This window comes from Paucibacter sp. M5-1, assembly GCF_027498415.2.
Taxonomy (GTDB): domain Bacteria; phylum Pseudomonadota; class Gammaproteobacteria; order Burkholderiales; family Burkholderiaceae_C; genus Roseateles_E.
In genome coordinates this window covers 1,341,863-1,358,708 of sequence record NZ_JAPZLM020000001.1, presented here as the reverse complement: position 1 = coordinate 1,358,708, position 16,846 = coordinate 1,341,863, and the positions used below count along the sequence as shown (strand labels likewise).

The 16,846-nt window shown below is 64.3% G+C and carries 12 protein-coding genes; 2 read left to right on the top strand and 10 right to left on the bottom strand.

Annotation, left to right across the window (positions count from 1 at the left end; all coding sequences use genetic code 11):
- Positions 1 to 14 precede the first annotated feature (14 nt).
- From O5M90_RS06230 to O5M90_RS06195, 8 genes are all read right to left on the bottom strand, one after another.
- Positions 15 to 1,208: a fumarylacetoacetate hydrolase family protein gene (locus O5M90_RS06230; RefSeq protein ID WP_269840395.1), complete on the bottom strand. Its 1,194-nt coding sequence runs from the start codon at positions 1,206 to 1,208 to the stop codon at positions 15 to 17.
- A 24-nt stretch (positions 1,209 to 1,232) separates the two neighbouring features.
- Complete coding sequence (locus O5M90_RS06225) at positions 1,233 to 2,591, bottom strand: GH1 family beta-glucosidase (protein WP_269840394.1); 1,359 nt, start codon at positions 2,589 to 2,591, stop codon at positions 1,233 to 1,235.
- Positions 2,592 to 2,753: 162 nt separating this feature from the next.
- Positions 2,754 to 3,623 (bottom strand): sugar phosphate isomerase/epimerase family protein, encoded by an 870-nt coding sequence (locus O5M90_RS06220; protein ID WP_269840393.1) that lies wholly within the window; start codon positions 3,621 to 3,623, stop codon positions 2,754 to 2,756.
- The gene (locus O5M90_RS06215) at positions 3,623 to 5,551 is read right to left on the bottom strand and encodes a hypothetical protein (RefSeq protein WP_269840392.1); all 1,929 of its coding nucleotides are present in this window, start codon (positions 5,549 to 5,551) and stop codon (positions 3,623 to 3,625) included. The genes O5M90_RS06220 and O5M90_RS06215 overlap by 1 nt, the downstream gene beginning before the upstream one ends.
- Positions 5,552 to 6,631 carry an ABC transporter ATP-binding protein gene (locus O5M90_RS06210; protein ID WP_269840391.1) on the bottom strand — a complete coding sequence of 360 codons (1,080 nt, stop codon included), beginning with the start codon at positions 6,629 to 6,631 and terminating at the stop codon, positions 5,552 to 5,554.
- A gap of 16 nt (positions 6,632 to 6,647) precedes the next feature.
- Entirely contained in the window at positions 6,648 to 7,562 is a 915-nt protein-coding gene (locus tag O5M90_RS06205) for a carbohydrate ABC transporter permease (protein WP_269840390.1), read from the bottom strand.
- Positions 7,559 to 8,461 carry a carbohydrate ABC transporter permease gene (locus O5M90_RS06200; protein ID WP_269840389.1) on the bottom strand — a complete coding sequence of 301 codons (903 nt, stop codon included), beginning with the start codon at positions 8,459 to 8,461 and terminating at the stop codon, positions 7,559 to 7,561. The genes O5M90_RS06205 and O5M90_RS06200 overlap by 4 nt, the downstream gene beginning before the upstream one ends.
- Positions 8,462 to 8,557: 96 nt before the next feature.
- The gene (locus O5M90_RS06195; protein WP_440402509.1) at positions 8,558 to 9,778 is read right to left on the bottom strand and encodes an ABC transporter substrate-binding protein; all 1,221 of its coding nucleotides are present in this window, start codon (positions 9,776 to 9,778) and stop codon (positions 8,558 to 8,560) included.
- Between the two features lie 344 nt (positions 9,779 to 10,122).
- Here O5M90_RS06195 and O5M90_RS06190 point away from each other — a divergent pair, with 344 nt between their 5' ends.
- The gene (locus O5M90_RS06190; RefSeq protein ID WP_269840387.1) at positions 10,123 to 10,950 is read left to right on the top strand and encodes a phytanoyl-CoA dioxygenase family protein; all 828 of its coding nucleotides are present in this window, start codon (positions 10,123 to 10,125) and stop codon (positions 10,948 to 10,950) included.
- Positions 10,951 to 10,959: 9 nt separating this feature from the next.
- Positions 10,960 to 11,793 carry a helix-turn-helix domain-containing protein gene (locus O5M90_RS06185; protein WP_269840386.1) on the top strand — a complete coding sequence of 278 codons (834 nt, stop codon included), beginning with the start codon at positions 10,960 to 10,962 and terminating at the stop codon, positions 11,791 to 11,793.
- 20 nt (positions 11,794 to 11,813) lie between these two features.
- Here O5M90_RS06185 and O5M90_RS06180 read toward each other — a convergent pair whose 3' ends face one another.
- Positions 11,814 to 14,024, bottom strand: a complete 2,211-nt coding sequence (locus tag O5M90_RS06180) for a GH92 family glycosyl hydrolase (RefSeq protein ID WP_269840385.1) — start codon at positions 14,022 to 14,024, stop codon at positions 11,814 to 11,816.
- Between the two features lie 36 nt (positions 14,025 to 14,060).
- Positions 14,061 to 16,562 (bottom strand): beta-mannosidase, encoded by a 2,502-nt coding sequence (locus O5M90_RS06175; RefSeq protein WP_269840384.1) that lies wholly within the window; start codon positions 16,560 to 16,562, stop codon positions 14,061 to 14,063.
- Positions 16,563 to 16,846 lie beyond the last annotated feature (284 nt).

Genomic DNA, 16,846 nt, shown 5'->3' with positions numbered 1-16,846 from the left:
GGCGGTTGGCCCGCTCAAGCCGAAGTGCTGAGCAGATTGCGGCGGGCCAGGTTGCTGTAGAGCGCGCGCACGCCGAAGGTCCAGGGCGCGATCTCGGTGCTGAGTTGCACCTCGTTGACCAGCGCGCCGAGCGCCGGGCTGGAGATGCTGACGCGGTCGCCTAGGTGATGGGTGAAGCCTCCGCCGGCGCCGTCGCGGTCCTTGATCGGCGAGAACATGGTGCCGAGGAAGAGCATGAAACCGTCGGGGTACTGGTGATGAGCACCGGCCGTCTGGCCCACGAGATCGAGCGGGTCGCGGCTGATCTCGCGCATGCGGCTGATGCCGTCGAGGCGGAAGTCATCGTCCGCGCCTTCGATCAGCAGGCGCACCTCGGCCTCGCGCACCGTGTCGAGCGTGAAATGCTCGCCGTCGAACAGGCGAATGAAGGGGCCGATGGCGCAGGAGCCGTTGTTGTCCTTGGCCTTGCCCAGCAGCAGCGCGCTGCGGCCTTCGATGTCGCGCAGGTTGACATCATTGCCCAGCGCGGCGCCGACGACCTCTTGGCGACCGTTGATGGCCAGCACGATCTCGGGCTCGGGGTTGTTCCACTTCGACTCGGGGTGCAGGCCGACGGGGGCGCCCAGGCCCAGGGCCGACATCGGCTGCGACTTGGAGAACACCTCGGCAAATGGACCAATGCCCACCTCCATGTACTGTGACCAGGCGCCGCGTCGGATCAAATCTTCCTTGAGCCTGAGTGCGGCCGGCGAGCCGGGCTTGATGCTAGACAGGTCGGCGCCTAGCGTGGCCAGGATTTCTCCGCGCAGGGTCTCGGCGCGCTGGGCGTCGCCACCGGCCTGTTCCTCGATCACCCGCTCCAGCAGGCTCACCGCGAAGGTCACGCCGCAGGCCTTGATCGCTTGCACGTCGTTCGGTGCCAGCAGCCGCGGCAGGCCAGCATCATGCCCGGGCTTCAGCGCCTGGGCGATCAAGGCGGCCACCGGGCCTAGCGACTCGCCCGGCGCCTCGCGCGCGATGCGCAGCGCGTCGGGGGCGTCGAGCAGGTCGGCCATAGTTGGCGCATGGGCCGTGATGTCGAACACCTCGCCGCCGCGCAGTGCCACGACCGAGGGCCCGTTCACCGGCGCTGGGCGCCACACGCGGCCGACCAGCACCGCCCGGTCCGCGTCCTGCGGAAGAATCGATTGAGATGAGTTCGAATGCAAGGCGTGCTCCACGGTGCAGGCGGCTCAGACGATGGCGTTGGCGGCCATCACCTGCGAGTACCACTTGGCGCTGGCCTTGGGCGTGCGCTCCTGGGTTTCGTAGTTCGTGTAGACCACGCCGAAACGGCGCTGGTAGCCGTCGGCCCATTCGAAGTTGTCCATGAAGGACCACAGGAAATAGGCGTCGACCGGCACGCCGTCATCGATGGCACGCTGCAACTCACGCAGATAGTTGCGCAGGTAGTCGCGGCGGTGCAGGTCCAGCACCTCGCCATTGACCGGCGGCAGATCGTTGTAGCCGGCGCCGTTCTCGGTGATGGCGATGGACTCGACGCCGTAGATCTCGGCCGCCATGCGCGGCGCCCAGTAGATGGACTGCGGCGTGTGGGTGAGCCATTCGGCGTCGGCTGCGGGGTAGTTGGGCGGGAAGGGCAGGATCTCGGGCTTGCCGTCGGCGCCGGCGCGCACGAAGCGGCCGCGGTATACGTTCAGGCCGAGGAAATCTGTGGCCTGGCTGATCAACTCGAGATCGCCAGGCTCCATATGGGGCGCGTCGGCGCCGAGCGAGGCCAGGAACTCGGGGGCATAGCGGCCGGTGTACATCGGCTCCAGCACACGGCCGTTCTCATGCACGAAGACCCTGCGAGCCGCCTCGATGTCGGCCGGGGTTTCGCTCAATGGAATGAAGGCCTCGGAGCAGTCGGTCAGGCCGACCCTGGCTCCCGGTCCGCCATGCTGGCGCACCGCGCGCACACCTTCGCCATGGGCCATCATGGCGTGGTGGTAGGTCTGGTTGACCACCTGCTCGGGCAGCATCAGGCCAGGACCGCGCTGGCCCGTGCCGTAGCTCATGCGGGTGAAGCAAATGATTTCGTTGAGCGTGATCCAGTGCTTCACGCGGTCGCCGAAGGCCTTGACGATGGTGTCGGCGTAGACGCCGAAGGCCTTGACGGTGTCACGGTTGCGCCAGCCGCCGAAGTCGTCTTCAATGCCCTGCGGCGTGTCCCAGTGGTACATCGTGACCCAAGGGGTAAGGCCGAGTTCCAGCGCCTTGTCGATCAGGCGGTTGTAGAAGTCGATGCCCTTCTGATTCACCTCGCCATGGCCCCGGCTGAAGATGCGAGGCCATGCGATCGACAGGCGGTAGTGCTTGGCGCCCAGTGCGGCCATCATCGCCAGATCTTCAGGGTAGCGGTGGTAGTGGTCGCAGGCCACATCGAGGGTGTCGCCATTGGCGACCTTGCCGGGGATGCGGGCGAAGGTGTCCCAGACCGACGGACCCTTGCCGTCGGTATAGGCGGCGCCTTCAATCTGCGGCGCAGCGGCGGCAAAGCCCCAAGCGAAGTGGCTGGGAAAGGGACGGAGTTTGGGCTTGATCGGCATGTCGGTGATGGGCGGCCAGCCTTGGCGGCTGTGATCTGGAGTTGCACAGGATGGCCAACTGGCCTTGTCCTGCAGTGCTTCAACGAGTATGGATGAGGGGCCCGTGACTGCGCAAAGGCTTTGCCTGGGTTTGGTAGAAAACGAAAACCCGCTCGTTTGAAATCATTGCTTGGCTGCGGCGAAGCAGCCTTCGATGAGGGCCTTGTAGCGCAGCGCCTCCAGCCATCGATCACTTTCCTCGACCCGCTCACCCGCAGCGTTCACGAAGGTGCGGGCATAGTTGATCTCGGGGTGCAGCAACTCGGGCGCGAACACAATGTAGTCGCCCGAGGACGCGCTGCGCAGGAAACCGCGCAGCGCGCGGGTCCACATATCGAGGAAGTGGGGCGCGGCGACGGCCATGCTGGGTTCATCCAGAGGCAGCTGGATGTGGCCGCTGTTGCCCATGCGGCCGTGGATGAAGCGCACCCGCTCCAGCACCGGCGCGATGAACTCAAAGCGCTTCTGAAGGTCGCCGTAGACCATCTCCAGCCCGGTGTACCAGTGGCTGAAGTCGGCATTGAAGCGCACGTCGGGGTGACGCTCAACCATCTTGACGGTGCGCCAACTGTCCTGCGTGATCGTGGCGCGATGGGTTTCGATATAGATGGGAAAGTTCTCGCCGCTGGCCACTGCGATGATCTCGCGGACCAGGGCGTCGACCTCCTGGTCGCTCTCATGGCCCCAGCCGGCGTGCACGGTGACGCCTTCATATCCGGCGGCCTTGAGTTCGCGCACCGAAGGGGCCACTTCGGTCGGCAGGTTGTAGCGGGCGCTGGCCGCGCAGCCCAGGCCCAGGCTGCGGCACAGGGCCGGATGTTCGCCCTGGATGCCCTGGTAGCCGACGGCGCGAATGGCGACAAGCTGTTCCTCGGGGCTGCCCCTGGGGCCGGCCGAGTCGCCGGGCAAGGTTTCGACATTGCCCATGCTGATGTAGATGCGCAGGGTCGGGTCTTTTCCCGAGCCGTCGTTGAGGTTGGGTACCGTGCTCATCAAGTGTCTTGATGGACCAGCCTCAGGATCAGGACGTCATTGGCCTGAATGCGAAGCAGGTTTGCAAGCAAGCTCGGCCCTTGCAATACCTCGTCCACGGTCCAGCCCGGCTTGAGCAGTGCCGTGGTCACGCGATCCTGTTCCGAGTAGTTGATCAGAACGGCGATGCGCGTCTGCGCATCCACCACATGCTCGGTCAGGCCCAGATGAGGCTCCTGGACCTGCAGGGCGCGGGCGCTGCGGGCCAGAGCGGAGATGGTCTCGTAAATGCGCCACAGCGGAAAGGTTTCTGGCTGATGACTGACGCCTTCCTTCTGCACCACATTCAGTTCGAGTGGCAGCGCGCAGAAGTAGACCTGACCCTCGCCATAGGTCGCACGGGTCAGTACCGCATTGCCGTCTGGTTCGCTGGCCAGCACTTCAGCTCGCTCGACGCTGAAGTCGAGCTTGAAGGCGGCGCTCAGGTTCAGCAGCACCGGCCCTTGCTCACCCTTAAGTCGCACGGCCACCGCGCCGGCGCGGCGGCTGCGGTTCTCGACCCGCAGCCCGGTCAGCTCGGCGAAGTTGAGCATGTAGCCGTCGTTGGAGGACAGATAGAGCGTGGCGCCGGTGCGCACCTTGGCCAGCAATTGTTCCCAGCGCTGCTTGGGCACGCCGGCCGGACCTGTGACACAGGGAAGCAGGTAGAAGTCGGCATCGGGCAGGGGCTGGTCTTCGAAGCGGAAGTCGACATCGAAGCCGGCCTGCTTGGCCAGCATGAAGGCGCCCAGGGCCACCGCCCAATGGTCTTGCGCGCTGTTGAGCACGCAGACTGCCTCGACCCAGCGCGGCGGAAGCTCGGGCAGGGCGGCAACTTGGCGCTTGACCCGATCCATCTGCTGCAACGCCGGCTTGACCCGCCCATCCTCGGTCAACAGACCCAGTTCGCCCTCACAAGCGGTCCAATCGTAAGGGGCGGTCTGCAGGCGAGTCTGGTCGTAGGCACACCACCACATCATGCCGGGCAGGCCGTGGGCCCATTGCGACCAAAGGCTGGTGCGTGCGAATGCCCCGGCCACGGTTTCGCTGCAGACCATCGGGCCCATCGTGCCCATTTCCTCCGCAAAGCAGGGCTTGCCGCCGAGCTGGCTGTAGAACAAGCTCTCCACCGTGGCATGCAGGGAGGGCCGCATCGTGGTCAGCGGGTCGTAGTCGAGATACGGCGTCCACAGGGGATAGGGATGGGTGGTCAGGATGTCGGTCAGCTCGCCCTGGTCCTGCATGGTCCAGCAGCCCTTTGGGGCCAGGGAGTGCATGCCCGACAACAGTGGGCGCGAGCCGTCCTGTGCCTTGATCGCATTGGCCAGCGCGGCGGTCCAGACATAAGCCTGCTGCGGGCTCTGGACTTTCTCCATGACATTGCACTCATTGCCGAGATCCCAGGCAATGATGGCGCTCTGCTTCTTGGTCGTCTTGACGAAGTAGGACACGAAGCGAACCTGCCAGCGAATCGAGTCGGGGTCGGTCAGGATACCCTTGCCGGCAAGCGCCGGCGGCACGAACAAGCGCCCGCTCATCCAGCCGGTGATCAGGCCGATGACCAGCTTGATGCCGTGTTTGTCGGCGATGGCGCAGAGCTCCGCGAAACGCGCCATCATCAGCATGGACATGCCCGCGCGGCCGGCTTCGTCATCGGGCAGTCGTTGGTCGCCGAAGCGGTAGCCGGCATGCCCGCCTTCGCCGCCGTAGAGGCTGTGAATGGGCTGAAAATCGGGCCACAGAGGAAACACCCGGATGAGGTCGATGCCGGCCGCAGCCAGACGTTGCAGATCCAGGTCGACCTGCTCCGCGCGCCAGTCGGACCACATCATGGTGCCGGCATGCGAGGCCCAGTAGTTGACGCCAATGAAGAACTTGCTGGGCAGATCGAAGAGTGCGTTGCGGCTCATTCAGATCCGCTCCTCGGTACCGGCGTCAAACAGCGAAACCCGGCTCGCGTTGATGCTGGCGTAGACCTGGGTGCCTGCCGGCGCGACCAGCGTGGCATCGGCGATCACGCCGAGGTCAAGATCCTGCAGAGCCAGCCACAGAACCTGGTTGGAACCCATCGGTTCGACCAGGCGCACCTCGGAGGCGAAGCTGCCCCCGGGGCTTGTCTGAACCGTGATGTCCTCCGGACGCACACCCATGATGACCGGCTGGCCGGCTTGGGGCGCGCTGGCGAACTCATAGCCGCTCAGGTCCAGTTGCAGCCGTGGATGGACGAAGCGCCAGCCGGCGGTGTCGCGCTTGAGCTGGCCCTTGATGAAGTTCATGGTCGGCGAACCGAGGAAGCCCGCGACATAGACATTGGCTGGCTTGCCGTACACAGCGGCGGGCGTGTCGATCTGCTGGATCGCGCCGTTGCGCATCACCGCGATGCGGTTGGCCAGGGTCATGGCCTCGACCTGGTCGTGGGTGACGTAGACCATGGTGGCACCGAGCTTGGCGTGCAACTCCTTGAGTTCGCGGCGCAGGACCGAGCGGAGCTTGGCGTCGAGGTTGGACAGGGGTTCGTCGAACAGCAGCACCTCGGCCTCGCGAACCAGGGCTCGGCCGATGGCCACACGCTGACGTTGGCCGCCAGACAGATTGGCCGGCTTGCGCTGCAGCAACTCTTCGAGATGCAGCATGCCGGCGACGCGGTCTACCCGCTTCTTGATCTCAGCCCTGGGCACGCCTGCGATCTTCGGTCCGAAGGCCATGTTCTTCTCGACCGTCATGGTCGGATACAGGGCATAGGACTGGAAAACCATGCCGATGCCGCGATCCTTGGGGTCGGCCCAGGTGACATCTTGGCCACCGATGGCGATGCTTCCCGAGCTCACTTCGATGAAGCCGGCGATGCTGTGCAAGAGCGTGGACTTGCCGCAACCCGAAGGCCCCAGCAAGACGAGGAATTCGCCCGCCTGAACCTGCAGATCGAGCTGGCTGATGATGGCGGTGCCGCCCAGCCGGATGTCGAGTGCGTTGATGGAAATGCCAGACATGCTCTTGTTCTTTCTTTCAACCTTTGACCGCACCGGAGGCGATGCCGCGCACGAACCAGCGGCCCGAGACCAGATAGATCAGCAGCGGCACAGCCGACGTAAGGAGGGTGGCCGCCATGTTGACGTTGTAGGCCCGTTCGCCGAAGGTGCTGTTGACGATGTTGTTGAGCTGGACCGTCATCGGCGCGATGTCCGAGCCGCCGAAGATCAGGCCCATCAGGTAATCGTTCCAGATGCCGGTCACCTGCATGATGGTGGCCACGATCAGCATCGGGGTGGACAGCGGCAGCATCACATGCCAGAAGATCCGCCAGAAGCCGCCGCCGTCGATGCGCGCTGCTCTGAAGAGCTCCAGGGGAATCGAGCTGTAGTAGTTGCGGAACAGCAGGGTCATGATGGGCATGCCGAAGATCGTGTGCACCAGCACCAGGGCCGGTAGCGATCCGAACAGGCCGATCGACGACATCAGCTTGACCATCGGATACATGATCACCTGGGCTGGTACGAACACGCCAATCATCAGCACCGCGAACAGGAAGTTCGCATAGCGGGGCCGCCACAGCGACAGCGCATAGCCGTTGATTGCGCCCACCAGAATGGACAGGATGGTGCTGGGGATGACGATCATGACCGAGTTCCAGAAGCCGGCCTGCACGCCCTTGCATTCAAGCCCGGTGCAGGCGCTGGACCAGGCGGTCAGCCAGGGCTGGATGGTGGGCATCATCGGCAGCGCAAAGATCGAGCTCTCGCGGATCTCGTCCATCGACTTCAAGGAAGTCACCAGCATCACGTACAGGGGCACCAGGAAGAACAGGGCGCCCAACAGCAGGAAGGCGTAGACACCGAGGCGGGCAGGGCTGAAGCCCCTGCGGCGCTTGGCGACCCGCTGTGCCGCGGCGGTCACGGGTTGGAGTGTCGTGCTGCCACTCATGCCTGGCCTCCGCGCTTGGCTGCCTGATGCTTGTTGAAGTAGAAGTAGGGCACCAGCAGGGCGATCACGGTCAGCAGCAGCACGGTCGATGCGGCCGAGGCCAGGCCGAGGTTGGAGCGGCCGCCCATATTGTCGAGAATGAACTTGGCCGGCACTTCGCTGGCCATGCCGGGCCCGCCCCGGGTCATCGCCACGACGACGTCGTAGACCTTGATCGTGCCGATGATCTGCAGCGTCATCGCGGTTGCGATCGAGCCGCGAATCATCGGCAGCACGATGGACACATAGGTGCGCCAGGTCGGGATACCGTCGAGCCGGGACGACTTCCAGATCTCCTCATCGATGCCGCGCAGGCCGGCCAGTATCAGGGCCATGATCAGGCCTGAGCCTTGCCAGATGCCGGCAATGATGATGCAGTACATCACCATGTCCTGCGAGACCAGCCAGTCGAGCTCGAAGTTCTCGAAGCCCAGGCGCCGCACCGCCGCCTGCAGGCCCATCTCGGGATTGAACATCCATTGCCAGACCAGCCCGGTCACCACCATGGACAGCGCATAGGGGTAGAGGAAGATGCTGCGGAACAGGCTCTCGCCGCGGATCTTCTGATCGATGAACACCGCCAACAGGAAGCCCAGCAGGGTCGACAAGATGATGGAGCCGGCGGCGAAGAGGACCAGGTTGTCGATGGCCACGCTCCAGCGTTCGCTGGCGAACAGGCGCTGGTACTGATCCAGTCCCACCAGATTGGTGCTGGGAAACATGCGGGAACTGGTGAAGGACAGGAAGATCGTCCAGACCGTCGTGCCCAGATAGCCGACGATGGCGGTGATGGCCAGGGGTAGCATCGCGATATGCAGCCACCAATGGGGCATGCGCGCCTTGTTGCTCTTGTTTCGCATACTGCGGCCGGTTCAGCAGGGATGTGGGAAGGCGACACTCTTCGACGCGCCGCACGGCAGGCTGTGCAGGAAGATCATGATGCTTGCCGATCTTCTTCAGCCGCGCAACGCAGCAGCCAGGGCCTTGGCCGCCTCATCCACTGACTGGTTGGTGTTCCAGAACTGGGTGATGGCATCGGTCATCTGGGCTGCCTTATTGGGCGAAACGATCTGCTCGGGGCTTTGCAGCAGGCGGCCTGGCTCTCTCATTGCGGCCATGCCAATCTGGGTGCACAGATCGGCCTTGCTCAGGTCGACGTCGGTGCGGATCGGCAGCGAGCCCTTCTTCAGATTGAAGGCCACCTGCACCTCGGGGGATGTGGAGGTGAGGGCGAACAACTGCTGGGCCTTGATGGCCTGCGCATTCTTGGTCCGCGGAAATACGAACACATCGCCTTCAACCAGATAGGGTGCCTTGGGGCCGAAGCCGGGGAAGCAGCCATAGTCCTTGCCCGCCACCTTGTTGGCGGCGTTGAACTCGCCCTTGACCCAGTCACCCATCACCTGGAAGCCGGCCCGGTTGCTGATCAGCATCGCAGAGGCTAGGTTCCAGTCGCGGTTGGGCGATCCTGCGTCGACATAGCCCTTGAGTCGCTTGAAGTCGCTCAGCACCTTCTTGAACTCGGGCGAGGTGGCCACCTTGCCGTCGGTGCTCGCGAACACCCGTGTGTAGAGATCGGCGCCGCCCGAGGTATGCAGCAGGGTGAAGAACAGCATGAACTCCTGCCAGGCCTGGCCGCCCAGCGCCAGCGGCACGAAACCGGCCTTCTTGATCTTGTCTAGCGCAGCGAAGAACTCGTCGATACTGGCCGGTTCCTTGTTCACGCCGGCCTTGGCCAGTACTTCTTTCGAGTACCAGAACCAGGACGGGTTGTGCACACCAACCGGCATCGCGTAGTACTTGCCGCCAGACTTGGCAAAACGCTGCAGTGGCACGGGCAGCATCTTGTCCCAGCTCTGCTTGACGGCCACCGCGTCGATGTCGTTGAGCAAGTTCTCTTCCATCAACTCCTTGAACTGGCTCGTGGGGTTGAACTGGGCGATGGTGGGGGGCTTGCCGCCTGCGATCCGGTTGATGATGGTGTTGCGGGCGTTCTCCCCGCCAGCGATGGCGGTATCTACCCAGACGCCACCGGCCTTGCGATAGCCGGCCGCCAGCTCTTGCACCGCCGCCGACTCGCCCTTGGATGTCCACCAGTGCACAACCTCCGCCGTCTGCGCCTGGGCCGCACCGCTCCAGGCAGTCAGTGCGATCAGCAGCGCGCGCTTGCCGTTCATAGTCATATTTGTCTCCTGCTAGTTCTTGGGTTCTCAGGCACCCCGTGGGGCGCTTGGGACCGAGGTCCGGCCGGTGTAATCCACCGAAACTTGCGCTTTGATTGCTCTAATAACTCGTGTTACTACCGCGCGTTAGTGGTGAATTATCGAGAGGGGCTCGCGGGCGGCCTATTGGTAGTTGCACCAACTGCGCTGTTTAGACTGATTTTTCGGAATCCGTCGCCTCGTGGATACCCTGTGTGTCCATGCGGGCGAAACAATCTCAAATGTTCACAAGACCGCAAGGCATGGCTTGCCGATGCCGCCGCCACTACAGTTCGCGGTAGCAACAGCCGGAGTGCCCGATGAGCGAACACGATCTTCAAGACTATCTTTTCGACCTGCGTGGTTACTACGTCATTGAGAACGCGGTGGACAAGACCCTGCTTGACCAGCTGAACAAGGCCTTTGACGCCTTTCCGGCCCTCGACTTCGGCCAGTGGTGGGGTCAGGTTCAACGGCTCGACAACAACGGCATCTCCGGGCAGGAGATGCAGAACATTGTTGAAGGTGGCCGGCCGTTCGAAACCCTGATCGATCACCCGGCCTGGGTGGACAAGCTGCGCAAGTACTGCGGCGAGCAGGGGACCTATGTTGAAGGTCTTTTCCTGGATGAGTGCTTGGCTTCGATCCGACGTTCCGGCGGCTTCTTCCCGATGCATTCCGGAGGGCAGGACGGCGTGGTGCGCAATCAGTACCGCTACGTTGACGGCAAGTTCCGCTGCGGGCAGGTGAACATCCTGCTGGCCTTGACCGATATCGGCCCCGGCGATGGCGGCACCCGCATTCTTCCCGGCAGCCACAAGAGCAACTTCGCTCATCCGGCCTGCCGTGAGGCCATGAGCGCCCGCCTGTCCCTGGGGGACGAAGTGGTGGAAGGTTCGATCGAGGTGCATCTCAAGGCCGGCGACGCGCTGATGTTCTCCGATGCCCTGTGCCATGGTGCCACCAAGCGTACCCTGCCGGGCGAACGACGGGTCTGCATCTACCGCTATGGACCGAGTTGGGGACGCACCCGACATGGCTTCTGCTACTCCAGGGACTTGCTGGACCGTGTCACACCGGCTCAGCGCAAGATCCTGCAGCCGATGGAGCCGCGGCTTCCCGGCGTCTTCCGCGGCATCGAGGTCTGAGGCCAAACCATGCCCGTCCCGCAACTGCTGGCCGCGCCGCAGGCACTGACCATCCTCTCGGGCTTGCAGGCCCTGGGCGGCGGCAGCCGTGGCGTGCGGCCGGATGGCACACGGGAGTGGCTGATGGTGGCGACTCTCGGCGGCCTGGGTACGGTACAGGCCGGCGATGCCTGGCACGAACTGCGACGTGGCGACGTGTTCCTGATCGCTCCGGGCACGCGGCAAGCCTATGGCCATGCCGAGGACAGAGGCCAATGGCTCAATATCTGGGTGCACTTTCGGCCGCGCAGCCACTGGCTGCCCTGGCTGAAGTGGCCGGAGTTGGGCAAGGGAGTGATGCGCTTGCGCTGCGAGCCGGCGTTCAGTGCGTTGGAAGCCGATCTTCGTCAGATGGTCGAGGTGGCCAGCCGCCCGCAGCGCCTGAGTCTGGATGCCTCCATGAACTGCCTTGAGCGCTTCCTGATTGCGGCCGACGAGTGCAATCCCGAGCAGCGATCTGCAATTCGGGATGCGCGTATCCACAAGGCGCTGGAGCTGATCGGCGAGCGCTTGGCGGAGCCGCTCAACAGCGCGGCGCTGGGCCTGGCCATTGGCCTGTCCCGTGCACGTTTCACCACCCTGTTCACTCAGCAGGTGGGGCTCTCGCCCCAGGTCTATATCGAGACGCTGAGGCTGACCCGGGCCGCCCACCTGCTGCAGACCTCGTCCTGGCAGATTGCGCAGATCGGTGAGTCGGTGGGTTTCCAAAACGCCTTCTACTTCTCGGCCCGCTTCAGGCGCCACTTCGGTGTGCCGCCAGCGACCTATCGCTCGATACTGTCCACCGCGCGGGCAAGCACCTGAATCGGTGCCAAGCCGACTCATCACGGCATGGAGGGCGGGGGTGGGGCCTGCTGCGCCCAACGGGTCGGCGTCTCGCTCATCGTAAACGCCAGCGTCGTCGCCGACTGCAACTCGGCATGGCGCAGCCAGGAGCGCTTCAGTGTCCGGCCATCGAGCTTGACGCCGGCGACATACAGACCGGGGCCGTTGCGGCTGATCTTCAGCGGCGCATGGCCGGGCCGGCGCAGTGTGGCCTGCTCGAAGCCGGGGCCGTTGAGGTAGTAAATGTCCTGACCGGCATTGGGGAACAGGCCCAGCTGGGCCCAAATGTAGTACGAGGACATGGCGCCGCTGTCATCGTCGCCGGGGTAGCCCTGGAGCGTGAAACGCTCGCTGGTGATGCGCTGCATCCACTTGGCCGAGAGGTCGGGACGGCCGACGTAGTGGAAGAGCTGAGGCACCAGGAATGAGGGCTCGTTGAAGAGGTCGATGTAATTCTTCTGCAGCGCGTATTCCAGCCGCTCGACGAAGCGGGCCTTGCCGCCCATGAGCTCCACCAGGCGCGCCACCTGGTGCGGCACGAAGTACGAATATGTCCAGGCATTGGATTCGTAGAGATAGGGCTTCCATGAGCCCGAGTAGGCCTTCTTGTCGAAGTCCACCCACTCCCCATCGGCCTTACGCGCCATGATGAAGCCCTTGAAGCCGTCGCCTTCGGTGTCGGGGTTCCACAGGTTCACCCATTGGCGCGAGCGCTCGCTGTAGCGCTTGGCGTCGTCCGTCCGCTCAAGGCTGGCGGCGAGCTGCGCGGCGACGAAGTCGTTGTACGAATACTCCAGCGACATCGACGTGGACATGATGCCTGCCGGGATCCAGCCTGTTTCGAGATAAGGGCCTGGGCCCTTGGCCGGGTTGTCGAAGTGCGGGCCGTTGCGCCTCTTGTCGGCGTTGTGCTTCATAACGCCATAGGCGGCCGGCCAGTCAATGCCGGCGATCTGCTTGGCATGAGCGTCGGCAATGATCATGTCCACACCGTTGCCGCCTTGCTCGCCGTAGCGGTTGAGGCCGGCGATAAAGGTGTCAGACACCCAGCCGTCAACGCGTTGCCGCTCGATGAAGGAGTTGACCGTGTCGCGCACGACGTCGGGTCGCACGAGGGCGAGCAGCGGGTACAGCGTGCGCCAGGTATCCCAGACTGCGTAGTGGTCGTCCCACATCGGTGCGCCCGCAGCGAATCGCTCGAACTCGCCGCGGCGGTCGCGCGGCATCAGGTGGGCGTGATAGACGGCGGTGTAGAAGAGGGTCCGCGCGTCGTCGCTGCCGCCGCGCACGTCAAGGGTGCCCAAGGTCTGGCGCCAGCGTTCAGCAGCGGCGTCACGCACCGTCTCGTAGCGCCAGCCCGGGATCTCCTTGGCGAGCGAGGCGCGGGCGCGCTCCACGCTAAGGAAGGACACGGCGATCTTCATCTGCACCGCACCGCCTGTCGGGGTGGCGAAGCTGGCGTAGACGCCCATCTGTTCGCGCTGGCCGCGGCCGTCGTCGGAGATGCGACGGGAGCCCGCCTGGGTGGTGTCGCTGCGCCAGGTGCCGAAGGCGCGCGGGGCCTGCTCGAACTCGGCATGGAAGTAGATGCGATAGGGGCTGCCGAAACCGCCGGTGTAGTGGCTCCAGCCGGAGAGGCTACGGCCGTCAGCGCTGAAGTTCAGCTCGGTGGCGATGGGCTTGCGGTGCTGGGCGAACATCTGCTTGGCGATATCGCCCGGGATGTTGTGCACTGAGTTGAAGACGATGTGGGCCTGTTGCGTAGCTGGAAAGCTGAAACGGTAAATCGCGGCGTTGTGAGTTGGCGTGACTTCGGCCTTGATATTGTCACGCGTCAGCAGCACGCTGTACTGGTGGGCCTCGGCCTTCTCAAGCGCCTTGTTCGACTCCTGGGCCTCGGGCAGGGTCAGCAGGGCGCCGACCCGGGGCGAGATCAGGAAGTTGCCATATTGACCCCAGCCAGTGCCGCTGACATGGGTCTGGCTGAAGCCGCGGATGGGACGGTCGGGGTGGTAGCCATCGAGGCCGCCATCGGGCGTGTCGGGGCTGGGGTGGATGGAGCCGAAGGGCAGGGTCGGACCGATCACGGTGGATCCCTCGCCGAGCACGCCGATGCGGGGATCGACATGGGCCAGGCGGTCTGGCCTCGGCTGGAGGGCAGCGGCCTGCATGACGAAGCCGAGCAGGCTGAAGGTGAGCAAATGACGCATGACGGAATTTTCTTTGAGCAGTTGGGCAGTCTTGCTTTAGCTGGGATTGGCGCTGCGCAGCACCCATTCGGGGATCTGATTCGACTCGGGCGAGGCGGCGCTCACGCGCACGACTCTCGCCTCGCCGGGGTAGAGATCGAAGGCGTTGTCAGACTGGCGGATACCTTCCGACGCGAACTCCAGGCTTAGAGCGTGGACGAAGTGTCGGCTGCTTAGCTGGACGTTCCAGCAGCCCGGCCCGGCAGGCTGCACCGAGGCCTCGACCTGGCTTGATCGCAGGTCCAGCAGGCGCGGTGCGGCAAAGAACAGGGTGTTCTCCGACAACAGCGCGTCGCCGTCCAGCAGCCGCAGCCGCAGGACCACCTGGTCGCGGCCGCAGCGTTCCACTTCGGCGCTGAAGTCCAAGGTGGTCTGCAGCACCGATTCGAGCGGCTGCAGGCACAGCGGCATAGAACCCTCGCGTAGGACTTCGCCGCTCAGGTCTTGGAGCGACCAGTGCAGTTGGGCGCTGCGGGCCTCGGGGGCGTCGTAGCTGGTCCAGAGTTCTACGTGGGCCTTGGTGTTGGCGGGGTAGTTGCCGATGGTCGTCGTTTCGCTGCCCAGATGCCGGGCTGATACCAGGGCCGGCGCGAAGAAACGGCGCGCCGCGTAGTGCAGGGCCTTCCAGCGGCCACCGTACTCGATGCTGCTCCAGGAGGCGACCGGCCAGCAGTCGTTGAGCTGCCAGTAGAGGGCGCCCAGGGTGTAGGGCTGGTTGCGGCGGAAATGCTCGACGGCCATCTTCATGCAATAGGCTTGGTTGAGCTGTGACAGGTAGGCCAGGTCACCATAAGCCGGCTGCAGCCGATACAGGCGCAGCGTGTAGTCGAGAATGGTGCCGTTGCCGCCCTGGTTCTTCTGGTGGTTCTGGAAGGTCGGCGAGGCGACGTCGAGCTGCTCGGGCGGGCAGAAGCTTTGCGCCACCGGCAGCGAGGGGTAGCTCTGCATGCCGAACTCGCTGACAAAGCGATGCCGCGTGCTCTCGTAATGCTCGACCGGTTTGCGCGAGTGCCAGACTTCCCAGTCGTGCGCGTCATGGCTGGCCAGCCGGGTTTGCGTGTGCTCACCGGGCAGGGGCAGGGCGGGCGAGGAGTGCAAATAGGGCGTGAGCGGGTCGACCGCAGCCAGGGCCTGGGGAATCGCACCCAGGAACAGTTTCAGATACTCCTGCTGCCTCAACGGGTCGGCTAGCAAGGCCTTGCGGTTGAGCATGATTACCTCGTTCTCCCCGCACCACAGGGCCAGGCTGGCATGGTGGCGGATACGGGTGACCTGATCGCTGACCTCGCGCTGCACCGATGTCAGGAAAGACTTGTCGGCGGGGTAGAGGCAGCAGGCAAACATATGGTCGTGCCAGACCAGCAGGCCCAGCTCGTCGCAGACATCGTAAAAAGCATCGTGCTCGTAGATGCCGCCGCCCCACAGGCGGATGGTGTTCATATGGGCCGCCCGGGCGTCGCGCAGCAGCGGCTCATAGTCGGCGCGGCTCAGGCCCGCGACGAAGCTGTGCGCGGGAATCCAGTTGGCTCCCTTGGAGAAGATCAGTCGACCGTTGACGCGCAGACCGAAGCGGCCATTGCTCTCGGCCGCGCCCCGTGCAATTCCGTCATCGGCCTGGTCCAGCACGATGGTGCGCAGGCCGATGCGGGCCTGCCAGGCATCGATGGTCTCGTTGCTGGCATCGAGCAGTTCGAGCCTGACGCTGTAGAGCGGCTGCTCGCCCTGGCCGGCCGGCCACCACAGCTGCGGGTTCTCGATCTCGAAACGCAGTTCTTCAGCGAGGACGGCGCGGGCCTCGACGATACGGTGGCCATCGAGCGACACCGTCACCGCGTAGCGTGCCTGGGCGTCGGTATGGGCGAGGCTGGGTTCGATCAAGAGGCTGACGCTGCCATTGGCCGCATGGACCTGGGTCAGCCTCGCCGTGTCCAGCCGGTTGCCGCTCCAGGCTTCCAGTCGCGCCGGCCGCCACACGCCGGCAGTGACGAAGCGTGGCCCCCAATCCCAGCCGAACTGGCACTGCTGCTTGCGCACCCGGTAGCGGCCACCGACCGGGTCGTTGCTCTCCTCGACCTTGAAGTCCGCGCGCTGCGTCTTCAAGTAGTCCATCACGCTCGAGAAGTAGAACTCTAGCCTGTTGCTGCCAGCGCGCAAGCCCGGTTTCACGGCCACCCTGTGGCGATGGAACATATTGTCCGAAACCAGGATGGTGACGCCGTTGAGCCGAGCGGTGACAACCGTATCCAGCCCTTCGAACACCAGCTCGATCTCGTCCTCGGCGAGCAGGTCGGCATCGACCTCGAAATCGCAGCGGTAGTGCCAGTCGCGGTTTTCGATCCACTGCAGATCAAGCTCGTTGCGTCCGTAGAACGGGTCGGGAATCAGCTCATGGCGGCGCAGGTCGGTGTGGATGCAGCCGGGGACCTGAGCGCTCAGCCAGGCCTGGGTCTGGGGCTCCTGGAATGTCCACGTGGCCGAGCCGAGATCTATCTTTTTCATGCAGGAGAGGGTGAGAACTTGTGGCCGAAACGGCAAAGGGCTGGCCTGCGAGCACCGGCGGTGCAAAAATGCCGCAGGCTAATGGCTGCGTCGCGACCAGCATGCGACGGCACTTCCACGGTTGCGAAGATCGTGCCCGCTTGCCCCCTCGGCGGCAATTGCGAAACTCACCAAGCCCCGTGATGATTACTAACGCTTGGTGTTCCAGGCGGTCCGCCAGGGGTCAGACCTTGCCGTAGGCCCCGAGTAAACTTGGTCAGGGCCCCGAGATAAGAAAAGAAGAG

Excerpts from the sequence above, each read along its gene's own strand:
- O5M90_RS06185 (WP_269840386.1), top strand. The coding sequence starts at position 10,960 with ATGCCCGTCCCGCAACTGCTGGCCGCGCCGCAGGCACTGACCATCCTC.
- O5M90_RS06225 (WP_269840394.1), bottom strand. The coding sequence starts at position 2,591 with ATGCCGATCAAGCCCAAACTCCGTCCCTTTCCCAGCCACTTCGCTTGG.
- O5M90_RS06180 (WP_269840385.1), bottom strand. The coding sequence starts at position 14,024 with ATGCGTCATTTGCTCACCTTCAGCCTGCTCGGCTTCGTCATGCAGGCC.
- O5M90_RS06210 (WP_269840391.1), bottom strand. The coding sequence starts at position 6,631 with ATGTCTGGCATTTCCATCAACGCACTCGACATCCGGCTGGGCGGCACC.
- O5M90_RS06190 (WP_269840387.1), top strand. The coding sequence starts at position 10,123 with ATGAGCGAACACGATCTTCAAGACTATCTTTTCGACCTGCGTGGTTAC.
- O5M90_RS06200 (WP_269840389.1), bottom strand. The coding sequence starts at position 8,461 with ATGCGAAACAAGAGCAACAAGGCGCGCATGCCCCATTGGTGGCTGCAT.
- O5M90_RS06175 (WP_269840384.1), bottom strand. The coding sequence starts at position 16,562 with ATGAAAAAGATAGATCTCGGCTCGGCCACGTGGACATTCCAGGAGCCC.
- O5M90_RS06205 (WP_269840390.1), bottom strand. The coding sequence starts at position 7,562 with ATGAGTGGCAGCACGACACTCCAACCCGTGACCGCCGCGGCACAGCGG.
- O5M90_RS06220 (WP_269840393.1), bottom strand. The coding sequence starts at position 3,623 with ATGAGCACGGTACCCAACCTCAACGACGGCTCGGGAAAAGACCCGACC.
- O5M90_RS06195 (WP_440402509.1), bottom strand. The coding sequence starts at position 9,778 with ATGAACGGCAAGCGCGCGCTGCTGATCGCACTGACTGCCTGGAGCGGT.
- O5M90_RS06215 (WP_269840392.1), bottom strand. The coding sequence starts at position 5,551 with ATGAGCCGCAACGCACTCTTCGATCTGCCCAGCAAGTTCTTCATTGGC.